Consider the following 24,564-nt stretch of genomic DNA (forward strand, 5'->3'; position numbering starts at 1 on the left):
TGAAGGGCGATCTCCCAACGGAGAGCTACTTCACCGCAATCACATGCAGCCAGTCGGTCGGGCGCTTATCGTAACCGCTGCCCTTGTCCTCGTCGATTTCGATCGAACCCCAGGGCATCGCCTCGTAAGCCGCCTGCAGCCAGTCCTTCGACGGATAGTTGAAGAACCGCCCGAGGCCATCATGACCTTCCGCCTCACCGGCCTTGAAGCTGGCATAAAACACGCCGCCGGGCCGTAACGCCGTGTGGATCTTGGCTAGAATGCCGCCGAGATCGGATCGCGGCACATGCAGAAGGCAGGCATTGGCCCAGACACCGTCGAAGGCTGCGACCATGTCGATATCCTCGAACCGCAGCACGCCGACCGGGATGCCGAGGCGTTTCGAAGCCTCCTCCGTCATCTCCGGCGTGCCGTCGGTCGGCGCGGCGCGTAAGCCGCGGGCGATCATTTCGGCGCTGTCGCGGCCATTGCCGCAGCCAAGTTCAAGCACTTCGGCGCCCGGCTGAAGCCTTGTCAGAAACCGGTCGAGCCGCATCAGGCTCGCTCCGGAAAGGGCATCGGCATAGGTGACAGCATTGTCGGAATAGAATTTTGCGGTGGCGTTTTCGTCGATGCTCATGATCTTACCTCTGTGAAAGGAGCAGCTTGGTGCCGAAGCCGACAAAGATCATGCCGACGCCGAGATCGATCTTGCTCTTGGCCTTGAGATAGGCGGCCGCCACCGTGCGGTGGGTGATGAGGCCGATCAGGACGGTGTAGTAGAGCGTGGAGACCGTCATCATCACGGCGATTGCCGCAAGCCCGTAAAAGAACGGCGTGCCGACCGGCATGGTCGCGGCAAACAGCGAGGCGACGAACAGCGCCGATTTCGGGTTGGCGAGATTGGTCGCCAGACCCATGCGGTAGGCCGTCTTCAGGGGGATATCGACCTTGGCGGCGGTCAGATCCGTCACTTGCCGTGCCTTGCGCAGGTCGAAGAAAATCTTGGCGCCGAGCCAGACGAGATAAAGCCCGCCGACGATCTTCAGCGCCAGGAAGGCGAAGGGTGCCGCCTGAAAAAGCACGTTGATGCCGAGCCAGCCGGCGAGGCCCCAGCAAAGCGTGCCGGTGATCGTGCCGGCAGCTGCCACCAGCGCCACCTTGCGCGGCGCCGTCAGGCAATACCGCATGATCAGCAGCGTATTGGGACCCGGCGTGATGCAGGCCACGCCCCAGATCATCGCGACCGACAGAAGAAACATGGCAGGCTCTCCAAAGGCTTTGTCGGCGCGTTGATGAGCCTGCCCGGCCTGCCGGTCAAGAAAAATCGCGCGGACATGGAAGCGCAAACCGAAAAGGCGCCGCAACCGTCAGGTCGCAGCGCCTTTGCCATTCATGAAGATCCGTAACAGGCCGCCGCTTACGGCAGCCCGCAGCCTTGATCAGGCGTTGTTTTCGTTGATCAGACGCTTCAGAAGCTCAACCTCGTGGCTGAGCTTGGTGTCGCCGGAGATCAGTTCCTCGATCTTGCGGACCGCATGCAGGACCGTCGTGTGGTCACGACCGCCGAAACGCCGGCCGATTTCCGGGAAGGAACGCGGCGTCATGGTCTTCGACAGATACATGGCGACCTGGCGCGGCTTGACGATGACGCGGGTGCGGCGGTTCGACACCAGTTCCTGGCGCGAAACATTGTAATGACGGGCGACGACGCGCTGGATGTCCTCGATGCGGACACGCTTGGCTTCGCCTGCACCCACCAGATGGGCAAGCAGTTCGTCCACACGGTCGATCGACAGCGACGGCTCGAACGAGCGGCGGAACAGCAGCTGATTGAAGGCCCCTTCCAGTTCGCGACCGCTGGCGGTGACGTTGCGCGCTACGTGGTTGAGGATATCGGCCGGGATATCCAGCGACGGGTCGTCCTGGCGGGCGGTCGCGAGACGGCCCTTCAGCATTTCCAGACGCATTTCATAATCCGGCGCCTCGACCTCGATCGCCACGCCGCCCTGCAGGCGGGAACGAACGCGCGGATCGAGCGATTCCAGCTCCCAAGGCGCGCGGTCGGCGGCAACGACGACCTGCTTGGCGCTGTCGAGCAGCATGTTCAGGAGATGGCAGAACTCGTTCTGGATCATCTTGCCCTGCAGGAACTGCATGTCGTCGATGATCAGCAGGTCGATATTGCGCAGGCTATCCTTCAGCGTCAGCGCGTCATTGTCGCGGATCGCGGTTGCGAAACGCCACATGAAATATTCCGCCGTCAGATAGACCACGCGCGGCATGCGATCGCTGCTGACCGCCGCATTGGCGATCGCCTGCAGAAGATGCGTCTTGCCGAGACCGACACCCGAATGGATGAAGAGCGGATTGAAGCGCACGGCACCGGCACCAGCTTCGGCAATCGTCTTGGCTGCAGCGAGAGCCACGCGGTTGGACGGACCTTCAATGAAGGTGTCGAAGGTGAAGCGGCTATCGAGCGGCGAGCCGAACAGCGGGCTTGCAGACGATGCCGGACGAGCCGGGGCTGCAGAGGGCGTCGGGAACGTGGCGATCTTGCCGATTTCGCGCGGGCCCGTTTCACGGGCTGCATCGCGGCGCGGGAAAGACTGCGACGAAACGTGCTCCGCCACGGCGCCACGTTCTTCAGGCGCTCGGGTGACGTTGCGGCTGGCGCTGCGCACCAGGATTTCCACCTTCAGGATTTCGGAATCTTCCGCCTGGAATATGGTCGTGATGAGATCGAGATAGCGGTTGTTGATCCAGGACTTCAGAAAAGTCGTCGGCACCGTAAGGCGAACAACGCTTTTCGAAACGGAATGCAGCTTCAAACGCCCGAACCAGCTTGCATAAACGTCCTGGCCGACCTGTGCTTTCAAACGTGCGCTAAACCGCTCAAAAAGAGCATCATGCTTCATTTCCGATGTTTCCCCTGCCGCCTGGGAGTAAACTGAATCGAGTGCCTGCCGCGCGTGGTCCCCATTACCCGCACGTGCCGAACCGGTATTGATATGCATTATTGTCGCCGCCTTCCAAATCGTAGCCTGGCGGTTCTCGTTCACGCCGCCAGAACAAACTTCGTTTTACGGCAAAGCAAAACCATTCCCAGTAACTGAGAACCTTCGCCGCCCGTCCCCTTTTTCAGAAACTTTCGTTCGCCTCGTCGCAATCGAAAGCCTCACCCCAGCTTCGCCTCGTAAACGACGCCAGGTCCACGGAAGCCACTCCGCAATCAGAAGTCCCATCCTCGTCATGGGCCACCCGAGCTTCTTCCCTCTCGTTCGTCCGATGCTGCGCACCGGCTTCGATTGGACAAAACCACCCTGCTCCGGAAACTGCCAATTTCCGGCGCACAACCGATGGTTATTTGGAAAACGGGCACGATCGTCCCGTTGCAAGGGGCAGAAAGTCTCCGCGCCGTCCTGAAGTGAACAGCTGTCGGCAGCCCTCTGAAGTATTCCCCGCGCCCCTTGCTGAAAACCATTTAGGCAGGATCAAATGGCAAGATCAATGATGAATTTTACGCAAAATTAAGAGCCGGCCGTTGACTCTGCGAACGTGGTTTGAATGTCACAGAGGCCTTCATGGAGAATCGCTTTTGAATCAATGGGATTCATTTTTGGCATACAGTGTCGGCGATTGTTCACAGAAAAAATAAAAATCTGCTTGACTCACTTTGAGGCCTTTTGACTCCGGCAAAAGTCACGCACTGAGCCATGAACCTCCCGCAAACATTTGTTTTAAATGATTTTTTTCTGTCACGCCCCCGACACGAAAGTGTTATTGAGCCGGATAAATATAAGGACGCCTGAGAGAAACACAAAAAGCCCGGTCCAAGGACCAGGCTTCATTTTGAAACAGTTTTTGGTGACTATTAGGCCTGAAGGGCCTTCACACGTGCAGCAAGACGGGACACCTTGCGGGATGCCGTATTGCTGTGGAGCACGCCCTTGGTAGCGGCGCGAGCGATTTCCGGCTGGGCAGCCTTCAGGGCTTCGGCAGCGACTGCAACGTCACCCGTTGCGATGGCTTCTTCGACCCTGCGGATGAAGCCACGAACGCGCGAACGACGCGACTTGTTGACGGCGGTCTGGCGAGCGATCTTGCGGGTCGCCTTTTTCGCCGAAGTTGTATTGGCCATTTATGCCTCTCTACGAATTCGAACCAAAACTCCACCGTTGCCGCATCGGTCCTGCGACCCTCAATCCAGCAAATGGGGAGCAATAGAGGAAGCCGTTGATCAGGCTTTCCCAACTGTGGGCGGGCATATAGCCGGAATAGCCGCCCCCGTCAACGCGGATTCTGCCCAAGTACGAAGTAAGTGTGACGCCGTTTTCAGCGGTTTTCGAATTGCGGTTTCCGCTTTTCGACAAAGGCGGCCATGCCTTCCTTCTGATCGGCGGTGGCAAAAAGCGAGTGGAAAAGCCGCCGCTCGAACCGCAACCCTTCGCCAAGCGTCGCCTCGAAGGAGCGGGCGACCGCCTCCTTGGCCATCAGCACGGCAGCGCGCGGGAAGGAGGCGATCTTTGCGGCCGCCTCGACCGCCTCGTCCAGGAGACGTTCCGGCGCCACGATGCGCGAGACGAGGCCGGCACGTTCGGCTTCCGCCGCATCCATCATCCGGCCGGTCAGGACGAGGTCCATGGCTTTCGCCTTGCCGACGGCGCGGGTCAGGCGCTGCGATCCGCCCATGCCGGGGATGACACCGAGGGTGATTTCCGGCTGGCCGAATTTCGCGGTGTCCGATGCGATGATGAAATCGCACATCATGGCAAGCTCGCAGCCGCCGCCGAGCGCAAAGCCGGATACAGCGGCGATCATCGGCTTGCGGGTGCTGGCGATGGCTTCCCAGCCTGAAATGAAGTCGTTGACGTAAGCTTCGACGAAATCGATGCCCTGCATTTCCTTGATGTCGGCACCGGCCGCGAAGGCCTTTTCAGAACCGGTCAGCACGATCGCGCCCACTGCAGCATCCTTGCCGAAACCGGCCAATGCGTCAGTCAGTTCGGCCATGACCGTCGAATTCAGCGCGTTCAGCGCCTTCGGCCGGTTGAGCGTGATGACCGCGACGGCGCCGCGGGTTTCGGTCAGCAGGGTCTCGTAGCTCATCATTGTCTCCTCTCGGCTTATTTCTGGCAGGTAGCGCAATAAAAGGTGGAGCGCCCCGCCTGGGTGATGCGCTCGACGGTACCGCCGCAACCCGGCGTGCGGCAAGGCTCACCTTCCCGATCATAGACCGAGAACGAATGCTGGAAATAACCAAGCGAACCGTCGGTCTGGATATGGTCCTTCAAGGACGAGCCGCCGGCGGCGATCGCATCGGCGATCACCTCGCGGATCGACTGGTTGAGAAGGGTCAGCTCCTTCTTCGGCTTGCCGGTCGGCGTCACGACGCTGCCCGACGCCCGTTTCGGCGACAGGTGGGAGCGCCAGAGCGCCTCGCAGACATAGATATTGCCGAGGCCAGCGATCACCGTCTGGTCGAGCAGCGTGCCTTTCAGCGGCTGCGCCTTGTTCGCAAAGCGGGTGGCGAGATAATCCGCATCCAGCGCGTTGCCCGTCGGTTCGGGCCCGAGTTCGGCAAAGGCCGGGTATAGATCGAGTTCGCTGCGCTTCCACAGATGCATGAAACCGAAACGGCGCGGGTCATTATAGATGACGCGCAACGGCCGCTTGTCTCGCTTCAGGTGGAAGACGACGTGGTCGTGCTTTGCATCCTTGGAACGGGGATGATGGAACTCCCCCAGCGTCTCCTCCTCGATGCGAAACGAGCCGGACATGCCGAGATGGCTGATGACGGTGAGGTCGTCTTCAAGATCAATCAGCAGATATTTGGCGCGGCGGCCGAGCGAGACGATCTGCCGCTCCTGAACCTTCTGCGCGAAATTTTCCGGCAGCGGAAAGCGCAGATCCGGGCGATTGAGCTCAAGCTTTGCGATGATCGCGCCTTCCATGGCAGGCGCCAGACCGCGACGGACGGTTTCCACCTCTGGCAATTCAGGCATGATCTCCCTAACTTCCTGTTCCAACGGCGGGGCTGCTGCTCTATAGAGCGGGCCAATTGCCGCATTCAATTCGAATTGGGTTCGCCACAGATAGAGAAGTCGACGCGATTTCGCTATGGTCCGCCCGAATGGAATAAGGAGTTCACCGATGACCGAAGCCCGCACCAGCGCCGATGGCGGCATGGAAACGTCCTACGGCTTCCGCCAGGTGGCCGACGGCGAAAAGCAGGGTCTCGTCAACGACGTGTTCCACAAGGTCGCCAAGCGCTACGACATCATGAACGACGTGATGTCGGCCGGCATGCACCGCGTCTGGAAGGACGCGATGATCAATGCGCTCAACCCGCGAAAAGACGCCGGCTACAAAACCCTGGATGTGGCGGGCGGCACCGGCGACATCGCGTTTCGCATCGTCGAGGCCTCCGGCCGCAAGGCGCATACGACCGTGCTCGACATCAACGGCTCGATGCTGGCGGTCGGCGCCGAGCGTGCTGAGAAGAAGAAACTCTCCGCCAATCTCGATTTCGTCGAGGCGAATGCGGAAGCCCTGCCCTTCGAGGCGAATTGCTTCGACGCCTATACGATCGCGTTCGGCATTCGCAACGTGCCGCGCATCGATGTGGCACTCACCGAAGCCTATCGGGTGCTGAAGCGCGGCGGCCGGTTGCTCGTTCTGGAATTCTCCGAGGTGGAAATGCCGCTTCTGGAGCGTTTCTATGAAGAATGGTCGTTCAAGGCGATCCCGCAATTCGGCAAGATGATCACCGGCGAGGCCGAGCCCTATCAATATCTGGTGGAATCGATCCGCAAATTCCCGAACCAGGAAAACTTCGCGGCGATGATCCGCAATGCCGGTTTTTCGCGCGTGACCTATACGAATTATACCGGCGGCATCGCGGCGCTGCATTCCGGCTGGAAGCTCTGACCGCATGAGCACGATTGGCGCTTATTTCCGGCTTGCCCGGGTCGGCTGGGTTCTCGTGCGCGAAGGCGTGGTGTCTGCCCTGCCGACGCAGGACATGCCGCCTGCCGTTGGGCTGATCAAATCGCTGGTCGAGCCTCTGGCGCGGTTCCGCGCCAAGAAACAGGCCCGCAGCGAGCGGCTGACACGCGCCGTCGACCGGCTCGGGCCGTCCTATGTCAAGATCGGCCAGTTCTTGGCGACACGGCCGGACGTGGTCGGTGTCGACTGGTCCGTCGATCTTGCCATGTTGCAGGACAGGATGGCGTTTTTCCCGACGGCGGTCGCAAAATCGGCGATCGAAGGTTCGCTCGGCCGGCCGATCGGCGATCTCTATACGTCGTTCGGCGAACCGATCGCCGCCGCTTCCATCGCCCAGGTGCATCCGGCCGAGGTGAACGGCAAGACGATGGCCGTCAAGGTGGTGCGCCCCGGCGTGCGCCAGCGGTTCGCGCATGACATCGAGAGCATGTATGTGCTCGCCCGCATGCAGGAACGCCTGATGCCGTCGAGCCGGCGCCTGCGGCCGGTCGAGGTGACGCGCACACTCGAACAGACGACCAAGATGGAAATGGACCTGCGCCTCGAGGCCGCCGCCCTTTCCGAGATCGCCGAGAACACCAAGGACGACCCCGGTTTCCGCGTGCCGACGATTGATTGGGAACGCACCGGCCGCGACGTCATGACCATGGAGTGGATCGACGGCGTCAAGATGTCGGACGTGGTCGCACTGCGTGCCGCCGGACACGATCTCGAAAAGCTGGCCGAAGTGCTGATCCAGTCCTTCCTGCGCCACACATTGCGCGACGGTTTCTTCCACGCCGACATGCATCCCGGCAATCTGTTCGTCGATGCCTCGGGCATGATCGTTGCGGTCGACATGGGCATCGTCGGGCGGCTGGGAAAGAAGGAACGCCGGTTCCTGGCGGAAATACTGTTCGGCTTCATCACCCGCGATTACATGCGTGTCGCCGAGGTGCATTTCGAGGCGGGTTACGTTCCGGCCCATCACGACGTCGCGGCGTTCGCCCAGGCAATCCGGGCGATCGGTGAACCGATCCATGGCCAACCGGCCGAAACGATCTCGATGGCGCGGCTGCTGGCGCTGCTTTTCGAAGTCACCGACCTTTTCGAAATGCAGACACGGCCGGAACTGATCCTCCTGCAGAAGACCATGGTCGTCGTCGAGGGCGTATCGCGTATGCTGAACCCACGGTTCAATATGTGGAAGGCGTCCGAACCCGTGGTCGGCGACTGGATCCGCGACAATCTTGGTCCGAAACGCATCGTTTCCGATCTCAAGGATGGCGTGAAGGCCGCGGTGAAACTATCCCAGGCCCTGCCGGAAATCGCCTCCAAGACCGAGACGTTGCACAAGGAACTCGTGCATATGAGCGAGCACGGGCTGCGCTTCGATCCGGAAACGGCGGAAGCGATCGGCAAATCCGAGGCCCGTCACAACCGCTCCGGCCGCGTCGCGTTGTGGATCATTGCCGCATCGCTCGTTTATCTGGCCTTCCACCTGGGCTGATATCGGTTGCGACATCGGATGTCCTGGATTTGGGATATTCCTCAAGCCGGACATTCCGCTAGTCTAGCGGCAATGGAGGCCTGATGCCCGAGACAAGACCAACCATCGAACTCAACGGACAACCGATCGGTTTTGCCGAATTGATGCTGATCGGCAAAGGCAAGGCACGCGTCACCGCAGAGGCCGCAGGCCTTGCGCGCGTGCAGGCGGCCCGCGATATCCTGGAACGGGCGATCGCCGAGGGCACGCCCGTCTATGGCGCGACCACCGGCGTCGGGGCGATGAAGGATGTTGCCTGGTCGAGCGATGAACTGGATGCCTTCAATCTTGGCCTGGTGCGCGCCCACCATTTCGGCACCGGCGATCCGTTCCCCGTCTGCGTCGTGCGCAATGCCATGGCGCTGCGCGTCAACACGGCCCTGACCGGTTATGTCGGTTGCTCCACCGATCTCGTGCATGCCTATCTCGATCTTCTCGCCGCGGACGTGGTGCCGGTGGTGCGCCGCACCGGCTCGATAGGCTGCGCCGATATCGGCCTGATGGGCCAGATCGGCGCCGTTTTGACCGGCGTCGGCGAGGCCGTTTTCCAGGGCGAACGCCTGCCGGCGGCGGAGGCCTTCCGCCGCGCCGGGCTTCAGCCCTCCCGCATGGCGCCGCGCGACAGCCTGGCCTCGCTCAGCGTCAATTCGGTGAGTTTTGCCGCAGCCGCCGAGGCCACCCGCAACGCGGCCGCAGCCCTGCGCACGCTGCTCGCCACGGGGCTGACGGCGGCCGGCGCCATGGGCGCCTCGCGCGATCCGTGGATTGCCGTCACCCATGTGGGCACTCCCCGCGAGGCGATGATCGGCAAATGGCTTTGCAACGCTTCGGAAGGCTGGGACTGGCCGGACGCCACGCATGTACAGGATCCGTTGAGCCTGCGCATGGTGCCGCAGGTGTTCGGTGCGGTCTTCGAGAGCGTGCTGACGGCCGGCCACAAGGTTCTGGCCGCAACCGGCCGCTCCGATGACAATCCAGTCATCGCCGACGGCCGGGTGCTGACCTCAGGTGGTTCGTTGCCGCTCGATGTCACCGTGCTTCTGGAATCCGCCTCGCTCTGCATGGCGCATGCCGCACGCAACGCCTTCAACCGCTGCGTCCTGCTCGGCAACGGCCAAAGGCGCGGCCTGCCGATCAATCTCGTCCCCGAAGGGGCGATCGCCACCGGGTTCGGGCCGATCATCAAGCTTGCCGGCGAAATCTTTTCCCGCGTTCTGTCGATGACCAATCCCGTCTCGGCGCAGTCGCTGGTCGTGGCCGGCGGCATGGAAGACGAGGCCGCGTTCCTGCCGCTCGTCATCGAGCGTTTCGAGCGGCAGATGCAGGCCTTGAAGCGCCTCGCGGCGCTGGAAGCGCTGCTGGCGGCGCAGGCCATGGACATCCAGGGCGACGAACCGGGCGGCGCTGTGAAACTGGTCTACGACGTGGTGCGTCGGCATGCGGCCTTCTATCGCGTCGATCGGCCGCTCTCCTCGGAAGTAGAGGCGATCGAAGCGGAGCTTGCCTCGGAAAGCTTCCTGCAACAGCTGATCGCCCTGTCACCGATCCATGCAATCGACGACTTTTTCGCGCTGGGCGGGCTCGGCATGCAGGGTATTCAGCGGAAGATGACAGCCTGACGTCGCAAAAGGCCTGCATCTGACGGGCTGCCGCTTCGATGCAACCCTTGAGCGGCCTTTATTCCGCCCGGTTCTTCATTCTCTGTTAAGGAATACATTCCTTTTCCGACATCCGCTCTTTCCGGAGAAACCGTATGGCGCTCGGCGCATCCAGACGATTGCAGGACGGCGTCGCGGCCGTGGAGACCATGACCCGTTTTGCGCTCGCCGTGCTGGCGCTCGCATCCGGCGTCTATACCTATCTCGGCGCCCGGACGATCCTCGACGGATCGCCGACCGCGGTATTCTTCGCCGCCGTTATCTATTCGGCCTCGGTCTCGGTCGGCATCTATGCCTTCTGGTCCTATATGGCGCGGTTTTATCCGCATGTGACGAGCCGGACGGGACGCACCGGATTGCTGTTCGTCATGGCGGTCGGTGCTGCGATGATCATGGCCATGTCGAGCTGGCTGAATGCGGCCGCACTGGCCGGCTCCGCCGCCGTCGAAAAACATCTGGCCGAGACCGTTGAAGACTACACCGCCGATCTCGACCGGGCGCACCGGAATGCGCTTGCCGCGCAAAGCCTGCTGCCGGATATCCAGCGTGCCTCCGAACGGTTCGCTCAGCTGGCCGGCGTCGAGCGGCAATCCGGCTCGCTGACCGGCACGACCGGCTCCGGCAGCGTCGTGCAGCTTCTCTCGCAAATGTCGGCGCAGATGAAGTCGCTCGCTGCGGGTATCGAAGCCTCGCGCGAACAGGTGACCGGCCTTTTCGAACAGGGGCAGAAGCGGCTCGAGACGATGCGCTCGCTGGTCTCCGCGCCGGGCACGATCGAACCGCGCGCCGACCAGTTTTCGACCGAAGCCGTGGCGCTGACCGGCGTCATCACCTCGCTGGCGCAGACTTCGATCGCCCCGTCGATCCGCCGTGCGGCGGACGATCTTTCGATCGGCTTCATCGCTCCAGTCCCGGATGGCGGCGCGGCCGATCTCGTCAACCGCCAGAACCAGGTGATGGATACGGTGCGCGGTTCCGTCACGGCGCAATCCAAGGCGCTCGCCAAGGCCGCCGAAGAAATCCTCTCGCGCCCGCCGGTGCAGGAGCGCCGCTTCGTACCGATGTCGCCGGCCGAGGCCGTGCTGTTTTATGCGCAGGATTTCATTCCGGCCTGGGCAGGCGCGATCTCCATCGACCTTCTGCCGGGCGTGATGGTGTTCATTCTCGCCATCGTGCATGGCGCGATCCGTAGGCAGGACGAAAACCTGCCGTTTGCCGAACGGATCACGGCCGCCGAACTGCTGCATGCCCTGGAAGTGCAGCGTGCGGTGGCGGCGAGCGGGGTCAATGTCGAGCGGGCGGTTTCGAAACCGGAAAGGGACCGGGAAGCAGCCGAGGCCGCACCGGAGCATGATGTGAAGTCCGAACCGGAGCCGCATTCGGAGGCGAAAACGGCCTCCGGAGAGGCCGAGGCGAACAATATCACCAGTCTCGACCAGAGAACGCGCAGGGACCGCACTCATGAGGATCGGTGAGGCAATCCGCAAGCTCGACGACGGGGCGCTGATGCGGGGCGCGTTTTATGCGCTGCTCTGCACATCGGCGGCGTTTCTGTTCGTCGATATCCGCGAGATCGCCACCGCCAATGCGGAACTGCCGGGGTTCGACCCGATGCATGAGGCGCAACCCGTGCTGCCGCCGGCGCTGACGGATGGCGTGCCCGCCGCACCGCCGGTGCAGCCCGCGAGCCCGAAAGAAGTGTTGCGCCAGCCGATGAAATTCGACCTGAAACCCGGCGGCGTGCTTTTGGCCGAAGGGACGATCGATCTTGGCGCGGCCGGCCGGTTTGCGCAGGAGATCGAGGCGCGGGGCGAATATGTGAAACTCGTGGCGCTCAATTCGCCGGGCGGCTCGGTGGACGATGCGCTCGCCATGTCGAAGCTGATCCGCGAGAAGAAGCTCGGGACGAAGGTGACGGGCCGGGCGCTCTGCGCCTCCTCCTGCCCGATCGTATTTGCCGGCGGTGTTTCGCGCGTGGCGGAGAAGGATGCGGTGATCGGCGTGCATCAGGTCTTCAACGGCGGCAAGAACCGGCCGACGGCGGATGAAGCCATGTCTTCGGCGCAATCGACGACGGCGCGTGTCGCCCGGCATCTCGACGCCATGGGGATCGGCGCCGGCCTGTGGATCAACGCGCTCGAAACGCCGCCGGACCGGCTTTACTACCTGACGCCCAAGGAGATGGCCGATTTCAAGCTGACGACGACTATCGAACTGACGCCGACGGCCAGGAAGAAGACTTAAGCCCGCAGGGTGATGCGCCGCGATACCAGCGCGGCGATCAGTGACAGTACCAGCATGCCGCCGGTGAAGGCGACGACCGCCCACCAGCCATTGGCGCTCCAGAAATGCCCGCCGAGCGAACCGGCGACGCTGGAGCCGAGATAATATCCGAGCAGATAGAGCGAGGAAGCGTGGCCCTTGGTGCCGCGCGCCAGCTTGCCGACCAGCGCGCTTGCCACCGAATGAGCCATGAAGAAGCCCGAGGTCAGCAGCACGATGCCGAGGATGATCAGCCAGAGCGACGGCGCCAGCGTGATCGCCACGCCCGCCACCGCAACCAGAATGCCGAGCGGCATAACGACGAAATGGCCGAAACGATCGCCCAGATGGCCGCCCGCCCATGAGGCGGCGATGCCGAAGAGATAGACGGTGAAGATCAGACCGATTTCGGTTTGATTGAGGTTGTAAGGCGCGGCAACCAGCCGGAAACCGGCATAGTTATAGATCGTCACGAAGGAACCCATAGCCAGGAAGCCGATGGCGAAGAGCATCGCAAGCGCTGGGTTCTTCAGATGGCCGAGCCATGCATCGACATGGTAGCGCATCGTGGATCTGCGCGGCACGAAGTTGCGGGACGGCGGCAGGAGAATGAGAAAGCCGATCGCCGCCGCAATGCCCATCACACCGATCGCACCGAGCGCCAACCGCCACGACGTGTATTCCGCCAGAACACCGGTAAAGACACGGCCCGCCATGCCGCCGAAAGCATTGCCGGCTATGTAAAGCCCCATCGAAGCGCCGAGGCCTTTCGGATCGATCTCTTCCGAGAGATAGGCCATGGCCACCGCCGGCACGCCGCCGAGCAGAAAACCTTCCAGCGCGCGGATGACCAGGATCGCATTCCAGTCCGGCATCACGGCGCAGGCAATCGTACAGATCGAGGCGCCGAGCAGCGAGACGAACATCAGGCTGCGGCGGCCGAAACGTTCCGAGACGGCTGCGGCAAGGAAGATCGCCACGGCGAGGAAACCGGTGGATAAGGACAGGGAAAGGGAGCTTGCGGCGGGGCTCACCCCGAAATCATGCGCGAAGATCGGCATCAGCGGCTGGACACAATACAGCAGCGCAAAGGTGGAGAAACCGGACATGAAGAAGGCGAGACTGGCGCGCCGATAGGGCGGTGTGCCGCGCACCAGGAACTGCTTTTCCGGCTCTCGCTCCTCCGGTTCGATGTGAGCGACATTCTGAGAAGCGGGTTCGTCTGCCCTGAGACTGGCGGTACGCGGCATGATCTGAAAAACCTTTCGAGTGCTAAAAAGGTAGCCAGTGCCCTCCGATTTGTCCAATATATGGAAGAGCCTTTCTCGATAGGTTTTGAGTATGGAACTGCGACATATCCGGTATTTCCTGGCGGTGGCCGATGAGGGGAATTTCACCCGTGCGGCGGCAAAGCTCGGCATCGCGCAGCCGCCGCTCAGCCAGCAGATCCGCGTTCTCGAAATGGAAATCGGCACCGCCCTGTTTCATCGCGTGCCACACGGCGCCGAACTGACGGCGGCCGGTATCGCCTTTCTGGCCGAGGCAAAGGCTTCGCTGGCGGCTGCCGACAATGCCGTGCTCGCGGCCCAACGCGCGGCACGGGGTGAGACGGGGAGGCTGGCGCTGGGCTTCACGGCGTCGGCCGCATTCAATCCGCTGGTGACCGGCGCCATCCGCCGGTTTCGCAGCCAGTGGCCGGATGTGGCACTGGCGCTGTCCGAAATGAACAGCAACTGGCTGATGGAAAAGCTGGTGCGTGGCGAATTGGATGCCGCCTTCATTCGTCCGGGCCTCGAAGACCCGAAGGAGGTGTGGCTGAAGCGCCTGCCGGACGAGCCGATGCTGATCGCGCTGCCGGCGCATCACCCGCTGACGAAACATAGCAGCGTGCCGCTTTCCGCACTTGCCGGAGAGCCCTTCATCCTGTTTCCGCGCACGGTGGGCCTCAGCCTTTACGACGATATCGTCCGCGGCTGCCGGGAAGCAGGGTTCGAACTGGTGGTGACGCAGGAGGCGCCGCAGATCCCGTCGGTCGTCAATCTGGTGGCTGCCGATCTCGGCGTGTCGATCGTGCCCTCTTCGATCGCCAAGCTGACGATCGAAGGCGTCGTCTACCGGCCGATCGAAGGGCCGCCGCTGATCGCGCGGCTGGGGCTCGCCATGCTGAAAGCACAGCGCTCCCCGATCGCGCTCAACTTGATGGGGCTGCTTTGATCAGCCTTTGATTTCCCGTTCGCAGAACGCGATGCGGTTGCTGAAAGGGTCGGTAACGGTCACTTCCAGGCCCCAATCAGCCTGCTCCAGACCCGGTTTCATGTAGCGATAATCTTTACCGATCAACTCCGCGTGGAAAGCTCGAATGCCGCGCATCGGCACGAAAGCCTTGGCGCCCGGCGAGGCATCGCCCGCATGTTCCGACAGATGCATCAGCATGCCACTGCGGGAAATCTGGCAATAGAGCGGGAAGTTTTCGCCGAAACGATGTTCCCAATCCACCTTGAACCCTAGGAAATCGCAATAGAATTCCATTGCCTTGTCGACCGAGAAGATGCGGAAGATCGGGATCGGCGGCTGGATCCAGATCTCGTCCGATTTTTCGGGCTGGGGCTCGGCCGCGGCGATCTTGGCGGCGAGCACGTTCCATTCGTCGTACCCAAAAGCCGCCGAGATCAGTTCCAGCGCGTGGCTGTGGGTCACGTCGATCTTGCGGAAGGCAAGCGCCTCGCGCAGGTTTTTGGCCATCAGTTTTGCATCGCGAAAATCGCGCATGTCTCTATCCTCCAAACAACGAATGGCGTGTCAGTGCCCGCATTGCTGAACCATTCGTCATCTAAGCTGAAGCTAAGGATGAGAGTCGGTAAGGATGCATTCACCTTGGGCTTGAACCCGCGGGCGGCTGGCCGCATCCGGCCATAAACAGGAGTAACGCAGTCCGATTTTAAGCGCAAGGCAGCGGCTGATTGACTTCGAACGGCAAAGGCTTAGCTTCCGGCCCATCTTGGCAGGGAAATCGGCATGGAACTTTCGGGCAAGCGCATCCTCTTGATCATTTCCGGCGGCATCGCGGCCTATAAGAGCCTCGACCTGATCCGCCGGCTTCGCGAGCGCGGTGCGAGTGTCAGGCCGGTGATGACCAAGGCGGCACAGGAATTCATCACGCCGCTTGCCGTCGGTGCGCTTTCCGCCAGCCATGTCTATGTCGATCTTTTTTCGCGCGAGGACGAGCAGGATGTCGGGCATATAAGGCTTGCCCGCGATAACGACCTCATCATCGTCGCGCCGGCCAGCGCCGACCTGATGGCGAAGATGGCGCATGGACTGGCGGACGATCTTGCCAGCGCCGTGCTTTTGGCCACCGACCGGCCCGTGCTCATCGCGCCGGCGATGAACCCGAAGATGTGGAATGCGGCGCCGACCAAACGCAACGCCGCGACGCTGAAGGGCGACGGCATCCATTTCATCGGCCCAATGGCCGGCGAGATGGCCGAGAGCAACGAGGCCGGCACCGGGCGCATGGCGGAACCGTTGGAAATCGTCGCGGCGGCAGTGAAGCTGCTTGATGCCGGGCCTAAGCCGCTCGCCGGCAAGACGGTCATTGTCACCTCCGGCCCGACCCACGAGCCGATCGACCCGGTGCGTTACATTGCCAACCGATCCTCCGGCAAACAGGGCCATGCGATTGCCGCCGCATTGGCGAAACTCGGAGCAGAGGTGACGCTGGTTTCCGGCCCGGTGACGATCCCCGATCCGGCCGGTGTGAAGACCGTGCATGTGGAGCGCGCCGAAGAGATGCTGGAAGCGGTCATCTCCCGCCTGCCGGCCGATATCGCGGTGATGGTGGCGGCCGTCGCCGACTGGCGGGTCGCCTCTTCCGCCGGCCAGAAGATCAAGAAGCAGCCGGGCGAGGCTCCGCCGCCGCTGCAGCTTGCCGAGAACCCGGATATCCTGAAGACAGTCGGCCATCACGAGAAGCGGCCGAAACTGGTGGTCGGTTTTGCGGCCGAGACACAGGATGTGGTGGCAAACGGTCGTTCCAAGCTGGAGCGCAAGCGCGCCGACATGATCGTCGCCAACGATGTTTCGCCGGAAACCGGCATCATGGGCGGCAGCCACAACAAGGTGAAGATCATCAGCGCCGATGGCGTCGACGAATGGCCGGATCTCGGCAAGGATGAAGTGGCCGAGCGGCTGGCGGCGCTGATCGCGGCCCGGTTTGCGGAAACGTGAGATGAGCGTCTTCGACCGCAAGGGCTTCGATGCTTTCGTGAAAAGCCTGCCCGGCACGTCCTTCGTCGATCAATGGGATGCGCATGTAGCGAAGGTCGGCGGCAAGGTGTTCACCCTGCTTGGCGGCGAGGGCAAGGATTCGCGTGTCGTCGCCAAATGCACGGAAGAGAGTTTTGAAATCCTCACCGCGCTCGATGGGATCGACCAGGCACCCTATTTCGCCAAGCGCAAATGGGTGGAGATCGGCGCCTCCTCGCCGCTCTCCACAGACGAGGTGAAGCATTATCTCACTCGCTCCTACGAGCTGGTCGCGGCCGGGCTGACGAAGAAGCTTCGGCAGGAACTCGGGATCGTTTTGCCGGACTGACGCTCAGGCCGCCTTTTGCAGCCGCGCGGGCTGGAAGAGCGAGGCCTGCATGCCATTCGGGCAGACTTTGACCGCCGTACCGTCCGAGATTTCCACCCAGGTATCGACATCGTCGTTCAGCGGCTCGGAAACGAGGCAATAACCGGTCTTGTCGCCGCCCATCGGTGCGGCGTAGAGTGTCGGCGGCTTGTGGTCGGTGGCATAACGCACCGCATAAAGCTCTTGTCCGTTCGAGAAGCAGGCGGTGAAACGCACCAGCGCCTCGCCAGATTTCTCCCGAGAGAAACCTTCCACTAGGGCGATCGCCTTCTCCATCGCGCCGAACGGATCGGTATCGAGGCCGAGCTCCAAAGCCAGCAGGAAAAGCAGTTCGGAATCGGTGGTGCCGGTGCGGGCGTTGAACAGGTCGTCGGAGAGCATCGCTTCCATGCGGCGGCGGATGCCGTCGAAACCGGCGATCTGGCCGTTATGCATGAAAGACCACTGGCCGTGGACAAAAGGGTGGCAGTTGTCGCGCCGGGTCGCGCCATAGGTCGCGGCGCGCACATGGGCGAGGAAGAGCGGCGAGCGGATCTGCCGGGCGAGGCTTCTGAGGTTACAGTCTGACCAGGCGGGCAGGATATCGCGATAGCGGCCGGGCTCAGGATGATCGCCGTACCAGGCGATGCCGAAACCGTCGCCATTCGTCGCCGTCTTGGCGCGGGTGGCGCAATGGGACTGTTCGATCAGCGAATGAGCGGGCGAGGATACAAGCTCTTCCAGATAAAGAGGTTCGCCACGATAGGCTGCCCAACGGCACATGGGTCTTTCCGCTCCGATTTTCGGCCGCCCATCCGCGGCCTTGATTTTCCAAGAGTTTCAGCGTCTCGACAATTGCTTAACGAAACATAAATCCGGGTGCTTCGTGACGGATTTTTGGCAAACGAATCATCAATTTTTGCGACAGGCTGTTGCCTCACGCGCTTGCCGAACCGGAATCCAAGCCTAAATGCCCCAGCATGTCGCGTACTGACCAGCAACAGCCAGTGGAAGCCGAAACGCTCCATGTGGACGAAACCGTTCTTTCCAAACTCATGCTCGACCCTGAGCAATGGGCTTTGTTTCTCGATATCGATGGCACGCTGATCGATCTGGCCGATACGCCGGATGGCATCGTCATTCCGCCGGATCTCGCCGAAAACCTGCACAAGGTGTCCGTCCGGCTGGGCGGCGCGCTGGCGCTGGTGACAGGCCGGGCGATGTTCTACGCCGACCAGCTGTTTCCGCCCTACACGTTTCCGATTGCCGGTCTGCATGGCGCCGAGCGACGTGACCCGAATGGTACGATTACCCGGATCGGCATGGATGCGGCTTTCGAAACGCTGAAAGCCGATCTGGCTTTCGAGGCCCAGCAATGGCCGGGCGTCCTGATCGAGGACAAGGGTGCGGCGGTTGCGGCGCATTATCGGCAGGCCCCGCAATTCCAGGCGATCGTCGAAATGGCGATGGTCCGTTACCAGGACAGGGCCGGTCCAGATTTCACGCTTCAGCATGGCAAGATGGTGCTGGAAATCCGGCCCGCCCATGCCAGCAAGGGGTATGCCCTGCGGACGTTTCTGTCCGAACCGCCGTTCGAAGGGCGCCTGCCCATCGCGATCGGCGACGACGTGACCGACGAGGCCATGTTCCGGGTCGCCAACGAACTCGGCGGTTATTCGATCCGCATCGCCGAGGCCGATGGCGGCACCGAGGCGACTTCCATTCTTCCATCGGCTGCCGATGTTCGCGCGATCCTCGCCGCGATCGCTAGAGCGCCGCTGCAGCCTGTCCAAAAGGATATCTCTTGAGCCGTCTCATCGTCGTTTCGAACCGCGTCACCCTTCCCCAGAAAAGCGGCGATGCGCCGGCCGGCGGGCTTGCCGTGGCGCTCCAGGCCGCACTCGAAGAGCGCGGCGGCATCTGGATGGGCTGGTCCGGCAAATCCAGCGGTGCCAAGGAACCGGCGCCGCTTTCCATGCAGGAACACGGCAATATCACCTATGCGCTGACCGATCTCACCAAGACGGATGTCGAGGAATATTACCACGGTTTCGCCAACCGGGTTCTCTGGCCGCTCTGCCACTACCGTATGGATCTGGCCGATTACGGGCGCAAGGAGATGGCCGGTTATTTTCGCGTCAACCGCTTCTTCGCGCATCGGCTGGCGCCGCTGATCCAGGAAGACGACGTCATCTGGGTGCATGATTACCATCTCATCCCGCTGGCCGCCGAACTGCGCCAGATGGGACTGAAGAACAAGATCGGCTTTTTCCTGCACATTCCCTGGCCGCCGGCCGACGTGCTGTTCACCATGCCGGTGCATGAGGAGATCATGCGGGGCCTGTCGCATTACGATCTCGTTGGTTTCCAGACGGATCACGACCTCGACAATTTCGGCGGCGGGCTGGTGCGCGAAGGCATCGGCCAGCGGCTGAGCGAAGGCAAATTCTCGTCCTATGGTCGCGTCTTCAAGGGCGGACATTACGCGATCAGCATCGAGACGGAGCAATTTGCCGCTTTCGCCCAGAAGGCGGCCAGCAATGTGATGGTACGCAAGGCCAAGCAGAGTGTCGAAGGCCGCGACATGATCATCGGCGTCGACCGGCTGGATTATTCCAAGGGCATCACCCAGCGGCTCGACGCCTTTGAACGCTTCATCACGATGAATCCGGGTTACCAGAACAAGGTGACCTATCTGCAGATCACCCCGAAATCCCGCTCCGAAGTGCCGGAATACGAGCAGATGCAGCGTACCGTCGCCGAGCAGGCCGGCCGGGTGAACGGCGCGATCGGCACGGTGGACTGGGTGCCGGTGCGCTACATCAACCAATCCATCGCGCGGCCGGTTCTGGCCGGGCTTTATCGCCTGTCGCGGATCGGGCTCGTGACGCCTTTAAGGGACGGCATGAACCTTGTCGCCAAGGAATATGTGGCGGCCCAGGATCCGGAAAATCCGGGCGTCTTGGTGCTGTCGCGCTTTGCCGGGGCGGCGCGCGAGCTTTCCGGCGCGCTGCTGGTCAATCCCTACGATATCGAGGGCACGGCGCATGCCATCGCTCGCGGGCTCACAATGTCGCTGGAAGAGCGCAAGCAGCGCTGGGAGCGGATGATGGAGCATCTGAAGGTCTACGACATCAACCGCTGGTGCGACGATTTCCTGAAGGACCTCACCACAGGGTGATGAGAGGCCGCTTGGCAAAGCCGTCCGGCACGGTATGTTCGGCGAAAATCAAACGGAGGATTCGTCCATGAAGATCAGCGCCCGCAACCGCCTCAAGGGCAAGGTCGTCAGCGTCACCAAGGGCGCCACGACCGCGCATGTGCGCATCGATATCGGCAATGGCGTGGTCGTCACCTCGTCGATCACCAACGAGGCGGTGGATGAGCTTGGCCTCGTTGTGGGCGGCGATGCCTATGCGGTGGTGAAGGCGTCGGATGTGATGGTGGCGGTGGATTGAACCATAATTGTGGAACATCGCTCAATTACCCCGGCGAAAAACTCGCCGGAGCTGTGCTTTGCCTGCCGCAAAAATCTGCGCGAGATATAACTAAGTTTCTTGTTGGCTCGTCTCAGATTGCAGTCATAGACGCGTAAGCTCTTAACTAGAAAGAAATGCCGATCGAGATTCCAACCGAGACATTGCCAGCGGCAACATGGATCGCGCTTCCAGCAGGATAAGGGCAGAATGTCTGCAGATTGGTGACTGGCATAGGCTTCATCACATCGGAAATTCCTTCCCAGACCATTTGCATCCCTATCCCCTTGATAAGCTTTTCCCAACCCGCAATTGCTGGATTCGGGGTTGTTGCCGCTGTCATTCCGTTGACGGCCTTTCCCATGGCATCGGCAATGAGTTCGGCGAGGCCTTGGCTGACAGCAAGTTGGAACTTCCTTGCGGCTTCTTCAGGTGAATTGGATGTCGCAACAGAATTTACTGACGTTGTACTTAGGTTCATTTCTCTCTCCCAAAGATTGCATTGCGCGAAAAATAAACCATAAAACGAAAAATACATCTAAAAGATTATATTCGTTAATTTACACCTATTTGGTGCATAGCGTTGTATCACTTATTTGCACATAGAAGTAGTAGCTAAGCCTTCTGGCAATAATGCGCGGTTGGCGAATTCTCATCCGTTTGGAAATCTCCCGGCTGCGGCGGGGCGATCGGCTTGAACAGCGTGCGATCCGGTTTCAGGTCGAGAAGCGGCGTGCCGTCGAGGCAGTCCATGCCGCGCACCAGAAGAATGTTGCTTTCGACGCCTTCCAGCTTGACGATCGACGTGCCGATCGGGTTCGGCCGCACCGGCGAGCGTAGCGAAAACGTGCCGTGGACCTTGCCGTTGCTGGCCGGGCTCTGCAGCACGAGGTCGCGGCGCGATTCATGCAGCCAGTAAAGAATTTCCAGCCGTTCGAAGACTTCGACGCCCTTGAGGCCCGCAACCCAGGGCTCGTAGATCTCGATACGGCAGATCGGACCGTCGTGGCGGCCCTGCCGCGGTGTTTCGAGGCGCGAGGTCCAAGGTGTCGAGATGCGGCCGATGAAGGTCAGGCCCGCATCGGTAGGAGCCGGCGGGACAACTTGCACCTCGTTCTCACGGATTTCGTTTTCGCGCACCATCAGACTTCTCCCAAATTGAGACGCGGCGAGCAGACCAGCGTATCGCTGCCGGGCAGAACGCCGATCACCACGTCGATATCATAAAGCTGTTTCAGCCGTTCGGACGTCAAAACATCGTTGGGACGCCCGAGCGCCGCCAGCGCGCCGTCATGCAGCAGCGCCACCCGGTCGGCGACCATGAACACGTGGTCGGGATTATGGGTGGAGAGGATGACGGAAATGCCCTCTACCGCCAGACGGCGGATATGCGAGAGCACCCGCATCTGGTTGCCGTAATCGAGGCTGGCGGAGGGTTCGTCCATGACGAGGATTTTTGGTTCCTGCGCCAGCGCGCGGGCGATCAGCGCCATCTGCCGCTCGCCGCCGGAGATTTCCGTATAGGGTCGCGTTGCCAGATGCGCCATGCCGAGGCGGTCGAGGGCTTGGCTTGCAATCTCGCGGTCGCGCTTTGCTGGAGCCGCGAAAGGCGCCAGCCGGGCGGCGCGGCCCATCAGCACGACATCACGCACCGTGAACGGAAACAGCGCCGCATGCGCCTGCGGCACATAGGCGATCATCCTCGCCCGCTCGGTGCGGGAAAGACCGGCAAGTGGCACGCCATCCAGCCGCACCTCACCCTCTTTCGGCGGCAGAAGGCCGAGCATGGTCTTGAACAGCGTCGTCTTGCCGGCGCCGTTCGGACCGAGCAGGGCCAGCACCTCACCCTCGCCGACCGTCAGCGTCACGCCGCTGCCAACCGTGCGGGCGCCATAACCGAAGCCGATATTTTGGAGATCGAGCCTCATGGCATTTCCCTCATGACCAGCCCTTTCGCCCGGAGGCCAGCAGCCAGAGGAAGAAGGGCGCGCCGACCACGGCGGTGAGAATGCCGAGGGGGATTTCAATGCGGGCGATGCTGCGGGCCAGCGTATCGACCACCAGCATATAGCCACCGCCGAGCATGATCGAAGCGGGCAGCAGCTTGCGGAAATCCGGGCCGACCAGAAGGCGGGCAATATGCGGGATGACGAGACCGATCCAGCCGACAATGCCGGCGATGGAGACAGAGGCCGCGGTGATCAGCGTCGCGCCGGCGATGAGCGCGCTGCGGGTGATACGTGTATCGACGCCCAGCGTCTGCGCTTCCTCGTCGCCGAGCGTCATGACGTTCATGCGCCAGCGGAGCAGGATGAGGGGAATAAAACCGATCAGCACGGCCGGCAGGATGGAGCCGACATCACCACGGGTGACGGCGGTCAGGCTACCGAGCAGCCAATAGGTGATGGCGGGAAGCTGATCGTAAGGATCGGCTAGAATCTTGATCAGCGAGATACCTGCGCCGACGACCGCGCCGATCGCCACGCCGGCCAGAACCAGCGTCAGAACCGGATCGCGGTTGCGCACCGCCGCGCCAACCCCATAGACCGCGCCAACCGCCAGAAGGCCGCCGCAGAAACTCGATGCCTGGATGACCGGCACCGGCATTTCCAGAAAGATCGCCAGCACTGCACCGAGGCTGGCGCCGGCGGAGACGCCGAGAATGTCGGGCGAGACGAGCGGGTTGCGGAACAGGCCCTGATAGGTGGCGCCAGCTGCCGCCAGCGACGCACCGATCAACAGGCCAGCGGCGACGCGCGGCAGGCGGACGTTCCAGATCACCGTCGACTGGATCGGATCGATACCGGACGTATCGCCGGTAATGCCGGACAGAAGGACCGCAAGGATGGTCGACGGCGACACGGCATATTTGCCGATCGCCATCGACAGTATCGCCAGCACGATCAGGCCGGCGATGCCGAAGACGATCAGTTTCAGATTGCTGTCCGTGGAATCCTTCATCAGGACTTAGGTGTCGCGCCCTTCAGCAGCGAGTCAAGCTGCGCATCGGTCAACTCCACCTGATAGAAGAGCTTGAAGAACTGTTTGACGTCGCCTTTCAGATCGACCGTGAAGGCCTTCGGGTAAAGCAGCGCTTCCAGCCAGCGCACCCCGATCAGGCGGTTGACGCCCGGAGGCGAGTCGAACCAGCCGAAGGGCATGGATGGAGTCGGATAAACCTTGCCGTCCTTCACTGCGGCGATATTGGCCCAGAGCGGATCGGTCTTGGCGGTCTGCGCGAATTTCGGCGAGGCGGCGAGGATGACCTGCGGGTTCCAACCGAGGATCTGTTCCAGCGACACGTTGGTCAGCCCGCCCTTGCCGGCAGCTGCGGCAACGTTCGTCGCGCCGACCGCGCCGAGGATTTCGAGATTGATCGAGCCGGCGAGGCCCGTCTCCAGACCTTCCGGGCCGCGGCCGTAATAGACCTTCGGGCGCTCGGCTTCCGGCACCTTGGCGATACCGTCGTTCAGCGTCTTCAGCGTGGTTTCCGCATAGGTGGCAAGTTCGCCGGCGCGGGCGGAAACGCCGAGAAGATCACCCACCAGACGCAGGGTTTCCGGTGTCTTGGCGAAGTTGCCGTCGATCAGGATATAGGGGATGCCGGTCTGCTGCTGCACCTTGTCGGCGAGCGAAATATAGGTGTCATTGACCGTGCCAACATCGATGATGATATCCGGCTTGGCGGCGAGCACAGCTTCCATGTTCGCCGTGCCGCCCTGGCCCGTCAGACGGCCATAGGTCGGCAGATCGCGGACAGAAGGCATCAGGAATTCCTTCTGCTCCTTGGTCGGCTCCTGCACCCAGCCGGTCAGCTTTTCCGGCGCCAGGACATAGGCCAGAACGGCGGCCGGCGGGCCGGCGGTCAGCACGCGGCTGATCTTTTCCGGAATTTCGACGGTACGGCCGCCGGCATCCTTGAAGGGCCTGGCGACGGCCATGCCGGCGAAAACGGTCAGAAAGGCAATTGAGACGGTGCCGAGCAATTTCAGCATAGTGGGCTCCCCCTTGAAATGGAGCCCACTATGGCATGCCGAGATA

At 61.8% G+C, this 24,564-nt stretch carries 25 protein-coding genes; 11 read left to right on the plus strand and 14 right to left on the minus strand.

Going from position 1 to position 24,564, the window contains the following annotated elements; genetic code table 11:
* Positions 1-25: 25 nt before the first annotated feature.
* From KX729_RS18125 to mutM, 6 genes are all read right to left on the minus strand, one after another.
* Positions 26-619 (minus strand): class I SAM-dependent methyltransferase, encoded by a 594-nt coding sequence (locus KX729_RS18125; RefSeq protein WP_219743887.1) that lies wholly within the window; start codon positions 617-619, stop codon positions 26-28.
* 4 nt (positions 620-623) lie between these two features.
* Positions 624-1,241, minus strand: a complete 618-nt coding sequence (locus KX729_RS18130) for a LysE family translocator (RefSeq protein ID WP_219743888.1) — start codon at positions 1,239-1,241, stop codon at positions 624-626.
* 180 nt (positions 1,242-1,421) lie between these two features.
* Positions 1,422-2,996 carry a chromosomal replication initiator protein DnaA gene (dnaA, locus tag KX729_RS18135; protein ID WP_219743889.1) on the minus strand — a complete coding sequence of 525 codons (1,575 nt, stop codon included), beginning with the start codon at positions 2,994-2,996 and terminating at the stop codon, positions 1,422-1,424.
* Positions 2,997-3,853: 857 nt separating this feature from the next.
* A complete protein-coding gene (gene rpsT, locus KX729_RS18140) occupies positions 3,854-4,120 on the minus strand; it encodes a 30S ribosomal protein S20 (RefSeq protein WP_219743890.1) in 267 nt (88 codons plus the stop codon).
* 194 nt (positions 4,121-4,314) lie between these two features.
* Entirely contained in the window at positions 4,315-5,088 is a 774-nt protein-coding gene (locus KX729_RS18145; RefSeq protein ID WP_219743891.1) for an enoyl-CoA hydratase, read from the minus strand.
* A gap of 17 nt (positions 5,089-5,105) precedes the next feature.
* Positions 5,106-5,984, minus strand: a complete 879-nt coding sequence (mutM, locus tag KX729_RS18150; protein WP_219743892.1) for a bifunctional DNA-formamidopyrimidine glycosylase/DNA-(apurinic or apyrimidinic site) lyase — start codon at positions 5,982-5,984, stop codon at positions 5,106-5,108.
* A gap of 148 nt (positions 5,985-6,132) precedes the next feature.
* Between mutM and ubiE the strand changes: the two genes are divergently transcribed.
* The 5 genes from ubiE to KX729_RS18175 all read left to right on the plus strand — a co-directional run bounded on the left by ubiE (position 6,133) and on the right by KX729_RS18175 (position 12,417).
* Positions 6,133-6,909: a bifunctional demethylmenaquinone methyltransferase/2-methoxy-6-polyprenyl-1,4-benzoquinol methylase UbiE gene (gene ubiE / locus KX729_RS18155; protein ID WP_219743893.1), complete on the plus strand. Its 777-nt coding sequence runs from the start codon at positions 6,133-6,135 to the stop codon at positions 6,907-6,909.
* 4 nt (positions 6,910-6,913) lie between these two features.
* The gene (gene ubiB, locus KX729_RS18160; RefSeq protein ID WP_219743894.1) at positions 6,914-8,476 is read left to right on the plus strand and encodes a 2-polyprenylphenol 6-hydroxylase; all 1,563 of its coding nucleotides are present in this window, start codon (positions 6,914-6,916) and stop codon (positions 8,474-8,476) included.
* 83 nt (positions 8,477-8,559) lie between these two features.
* Positions 8,560-10,134 (plus strand): aromatic amino acid lyase, encoded by a 1,575-nt coding sequence (locus KX729_RS18165; protein WP_219743895.1) that lies wholly within the window; start codon positions 8,560-8,562, stop codon positions 10,132-10,134.
* 134 nt (positions 10,135-10,268) lie between these two features.
* Positions 10,269-11,648, plus strand: coding sequence for a hypothetical protein (locus KX729_RS18170; RefSeq protein WP_219743896.1), 1,380 nt, complete (start codon positions 10,269-10,271; stop codon positions 11,646-11,648).
* A complete protein-coding gene (locus KX729_RS18175; protein WP_219743897.1) occupies positions 11,635-12,417 on the plus strand; it encodes a COG3904 family protein in 783 nt (260 codons plus the stop codon). The genes KX729_RS18170 and KX729_RS18175 overlap by 14 nt, the downstream gene beginning before the upstream one ends.
* Here KX729_RS18175 and KX729_RS18180 read toward each other — a convergent pair.
* The gene (locus tag KX729_RS18180; protein WP_219743898.1) at positions 12,414-13,685 is read right to left on the minus strand and encodes an MFS transporter; all 1,272 of its coding nucleotides are present in this window, start codon (positions 13,683-13,685) and stop codon (positions 12,414-12,416) included. The genes KX729_RS18175 and KX729_RS18180 overlap by 4 nt on opposite strands.
* Before the next feature lie 91 nt (positions 13,686-13,776).
* Between KX729_RS18180 and KX729_RS18185 the strand changes: the two genes are divergently transcribed.
* The gene (locus KX729_RS18185) at positions 13,777-14,649 is read left to right on the plus strand and encodes a LysR family transcriptional regulator (RefSeq protein ID WP_219743899.1); all 873 of its coding nucleotides are present in this window, start codon (positions 13,777-13,779) and stop codon (positions 14,647-14,649) included.
* Here KX729_RS18185 and KX729_RS18190 read toward each other — a convergent pair whose 3' ends face one another.
* Positions 14,650-15,204 (minus strand): glyoxalase superfamily protein, encoded by a 555-nt coding sequence (locus KX729_RS18190; protein WP_219743900.1) that lies wholly within the window; start codon positions 15,202-15,204, stop codon positions 14,650-14,652.
* A gap of 246 nt (positions 15,205-15,450) precedes the next feature.
* On the opposite strand from KX729_RS18190, the gene coaBC reads away from it, so the two are divergent.
* Both coaBC and KX729_RS18200 read left to right on the plus strand, forming a co-directional pair.
* Entirely contained in the window at positions 15,451-16,662 is a 1,212-nt protein-coding gene (gene coaBC / locus KX729_RS18195) for a bifunctional phosphopantothenoylcysteine decarboxylase/phosphopantothenate--cysteine ligase CoaBC (protein WP_219743901.1), read from the plus strand.
* Between the two features lies 1 nt (position 16,663).
* Positions 16,664-17,029: an MmcQ/YjbR family DNA-binding protein gene (locus KX729_RS18200; protein ID WP_219743902.1), complete on the plus strand. Its 366-nt coding sequence runs from the start codon at positions 16,664-16,666 to the stop codon at positions 17,027-17,029.
* 3 nt (positions 17,030-17,032) lie between these two features.
* Here KX729_RS18200 and KX729_RS18205 read toward each other — a convergent pair whose 3' ends face one another.
* Positions 17,033-17,830: a class II glutamine amidotransferase gene (locus KX729_RS18205; RefSeq protein WP_219743903.1), complete on the minus strand. Its 798-nt coding sequence runs from the start codon at positions 17,828-17,830 to the stop codon at positions 17,033-17,035.
* Between the two features lie 197 nt (positions 17,831-18,027).
* On the opposite strand from KX729_RS18205, the gene otsB reads away from it, so the two are divergent.
* The 3 genes from otsB to KX729_RS18220 all read left to right on the plus strand — a co-directional run bounded on the left by otsB (position 18,028) and on the right by KX729_RS18220 (position 20,505).
* Positions 18,028-18,855, plus strand: a complete 828-nt coding sequence (gene otsB, locus KX729_RS18210) for a trehalose-phosphatase (protein WP_219743904.1) — start codon at positions 18,028-18,030, stop codon at positions 18,853-18,855.
* Positions 18,852-20,228 carry an alpha,alpha-trehalose-phosphate synthase (UDP-forming) gene (gene otsA, locus KX729_RS18215; protein WP_219743905.1) on the plus strand — a complete coding sequence of 459 codons (1,377 nt, stop codon included), beginning with the start codon at positions 18,852-18,854 and terminating at the stop codon, positions 20,226-20,228. The genes otsB and otsA overlap by 4 nt, the downstream gene beginning before the upstream one ends.
* A gap of 67 nt (positions 20,229-20,295) precedes the next feature.
* On the plus strand, positions 20,296-20,505 hold the full coding sequence (locus KX729_RS18220; protein WP_219743906.1) for a TOBE domain-containing protein: 210 nt from the start codon (positions 20,296-20,298) through the stop codon (positions 20,503-20,505).
* A 145-nt stretch (positions 20,506-20,650) separates the two neighbouring features.
* On the opposite strand, the gene KX729_RS18225 is transcribed toward KX729_RS18220, so the two are convergent.
* The 5 genes from KX729_RS18225 to KX729_RS18245 form a co-directional block, all read right to left on the minus strand.
* On the minus strand, positions 20,651-21,004 hold the full coding sequence (locus tag KX729_RS18225) for a hypothetical protein (RefSeq protein WP_219743907.1): 354 nt from the start codon (positions 21,002-21,004) through the stop codon (positions 20,651-20,653).
* 134 nt (positions 21,005-21,138) lie between these two features.
* Positions 21,139-21,666 carry a tRNA (N6-threonylcarbamoyladenosine(37)-N6)-methyltransferase TrmO gene (tsaA, locus tag KX729_RS18230; protein ID WP_219743908.1) on the minus strand — a complete coding sequence of 176 codons (528 nt, stop codon included), beginning with the start codon at positions 21,664-21,666 and terminating at the stop codon, positions 21,139-21,141.
* Positions 21,666-22,451, minus strand: coding sequence for an ABC transporter ATP-binding protein (locus KX729_RS18235; protein ID WP_219743909.1), 786 nt, complete (start codon positions 22,449-22,451; stop codon positions 21,666-21,668). The genes tsaA and KX729_RS18235 overlap by 1 nt, the downstream gene beginning before the upstream one ends.
* 10 nt (positions 22,452-22,461) lie before the next feature.
* Positions 22,462-23,484 (minus strand): FecCD family ABC transporter permease, encoded by a 1,023-nt coding sequence (locus tag KX729_RS18240; RefSeq protein ID WP_219743910.1) that lies wholly within the window; start codon positions 23,482-23,484, stop codon positions 22,462-22,464.
* Entirely contained in the window at positions 23,484-24,518 is a 1,035-nt protein-coding gene (locus KX729_RS18245; protein WP_219743911.1) for an iron ABC transporter substrate-binding protein, read from the minus strand. Before KX729_RS18245 ends, KX729_RS18240 begins: the two co-directional genes overlap by 1 nt.
* Positions 24,519-24,564: the final 46 nt, after the last annotated feature.

Source organism: Neorhizobium populisoli (assembly GCF_019430945.1).
Lineage (GTDB): Bacteria > Pseudomonadota > Alphaproteobacteria > Rhizobiales > Rhizobiaceae > Neorhizobium > Neorhizobium populisoli.

Bases quoted from the DNA above. Each gene is read 5' to 3' on its own strand.
- KX729_RS18125 (WP_219743887.1), bottom strand. From the start codon at position 619: ATGAGCATCGACGAAAACGCCACCGCAAAATTCTATTCCGACAATGCT.
- KX729_RS18130 (WP_219743888.1), bottom strand. From the start codon at position 1,241: ATGTTTCTTCTGTCGGTCGCGATGATCTGGGGCGTGGCCTGCATCACG.
- dnaA (WP_219743889.1), bottom strand. From the start codon at position 2,996: ATGCATATCAATACCGGTTCGGCACGTGCGGGTAATGGGGACCACGCG.
- rpsT (WP_219743890.1), bottom strand. From the start codon at position 4,120: ATGGCCAATACAACTTCGGCGAAAAAGGCGACCCGCAAGATCGCTCGC.
- KX729_RS18145 (WP_219743891.1), bottom strand. From the start codon at position 5,088: ATGAGCTACGAGACCCTGCTGACCGAAACCCGCGGCGCCGTCGCGGTC.
- mutM (WP_219743892.1), bottom strand. From the start codon at position 5,984: ATGCCTGAATTGCCAGAGGTGGAAACCGTCCGTCGCGGTCTGGCGCCT.
- ubiE (WP_219743893.1), top strand. From the start codon at position 6,133: ATGACCGAAGCCCGCACCAGCGCCGATGGCGGCATGGAAACGTCCTAC.
- ubiB (WP_219743894.1), top strand. From the start codon at position 6,914: ATGAGCACGATTGGCGCTTATTTCCGGCTTGCCCGGGTCGGCTGGGTT.
- KX729_RS18165 (WP_219743895.1), top strand. From the start codon at position 8,560: ATGCCCGAGACAAGACCAACCATCGAACTCAACGGACAACCGATCGGT.
- KX729_RS18170 (WP_219743896.1), top strand. From the start codon at position 10,269: ATGGCGCTCGGCGCATCCAGACGATTGCAGGACGGCGTCGCGGCCGTG.
- KX729_RS18175 (WP_219743897.1), top strand. From the start codon at position 11,635: ATGAGGATCGGTGAGGCAATCCGCAAGCTCGACGACGGGGCGCTGATG.
- KX729_RS18180 (WP_219743898.1), bottom strand. From the start codon at position 13,685: ATGCCGCGTACCGCCAGTCTCAGGGCAGACGAACCCGCTTCTCAGAAT.
- KX729_RS18185 (WP_219743899.1), top strand. From the start codon at position 13,777: ATGGAACTGCGACATATCCGGTATTTCCTGGCGGTGGCCGATGAGGGG.
- KX729_RS18190 (WP_219743900.1), bottom strand. From the start codon at position 15,204: ATGCGCGATTTTCGCGATGCAAAACTGATGGCCAAAAACCTGCGCGAG.
- coaBC (WP_219743901.1), top strand. From the start codon at position 15,451: ATGGAACTTTCGGGCAAGCGCATCCTCTTGATCATTTCCGGCGGCATC.
- KX729_RS18200 (WP_219743902.1), top strand. From the start codon at position 16,664: ATGAGCGTCTTCGACCGCAAGGGCTTCGATGCTTTCGTGAAAAGCCTG.
- KX729_RS18205 (WP_219743903.1), bottom strand. From the start codon at position 17,830: ATGTGCCGTTGGGCAGCCTATCGTGGCGAACCTCTTTATCTGGAAGAG.
- otsB (WP_219743904.1), top strand. From the start codon at position 18,028: ATGTCGCGTACTGACCAGCAACAGCCAGTGGAAGCCGAAACGCTCCAT.
- KX729_RS18220 (WP_219743906.1), top strand. From the start codon at position 20,296: ATGAAGATCAGCGCCCGCAACCGCCTCAAGGGCAAGGTCGTCAGCGTC.
- KX729_RS18225 (WP_219743907.1), bottom strand. From the start codon at position 21,004: ATGAACCTAAGTACAACGTCAGTAAATTCTGTTGCGACATCCAATTCA.
- tsaA (WP_219743908.1), bottom strand. From the start codon at position 21,666: ATGGTGCGCGAAAACGAAATCCGTGAGAACGAGGTGCAAGTTGTCCCG.
- KX729_RS18235 (WP_219743909.1), bottom strand. From the start codon at position 22,451: ATGAGGCTCGATCTCCAAAATATCGGCTTCGGTTATGGCGCCCGCACG.
- KX729_RS18240 (WP_219743910.1), bottom strand. From the start codon at position 23,484: ATGAAGGATTCCACGGACAGCAATCTGAAACTGATCGTCTTCGGCATC.
- KX729_RS18245 (WP_219743911.1), bottom strand. From the start codon at position 24,518: ATGCTGAAATTGCTCGGCACCGTCTCAATTGCCTTTCTGACCGTTTTC.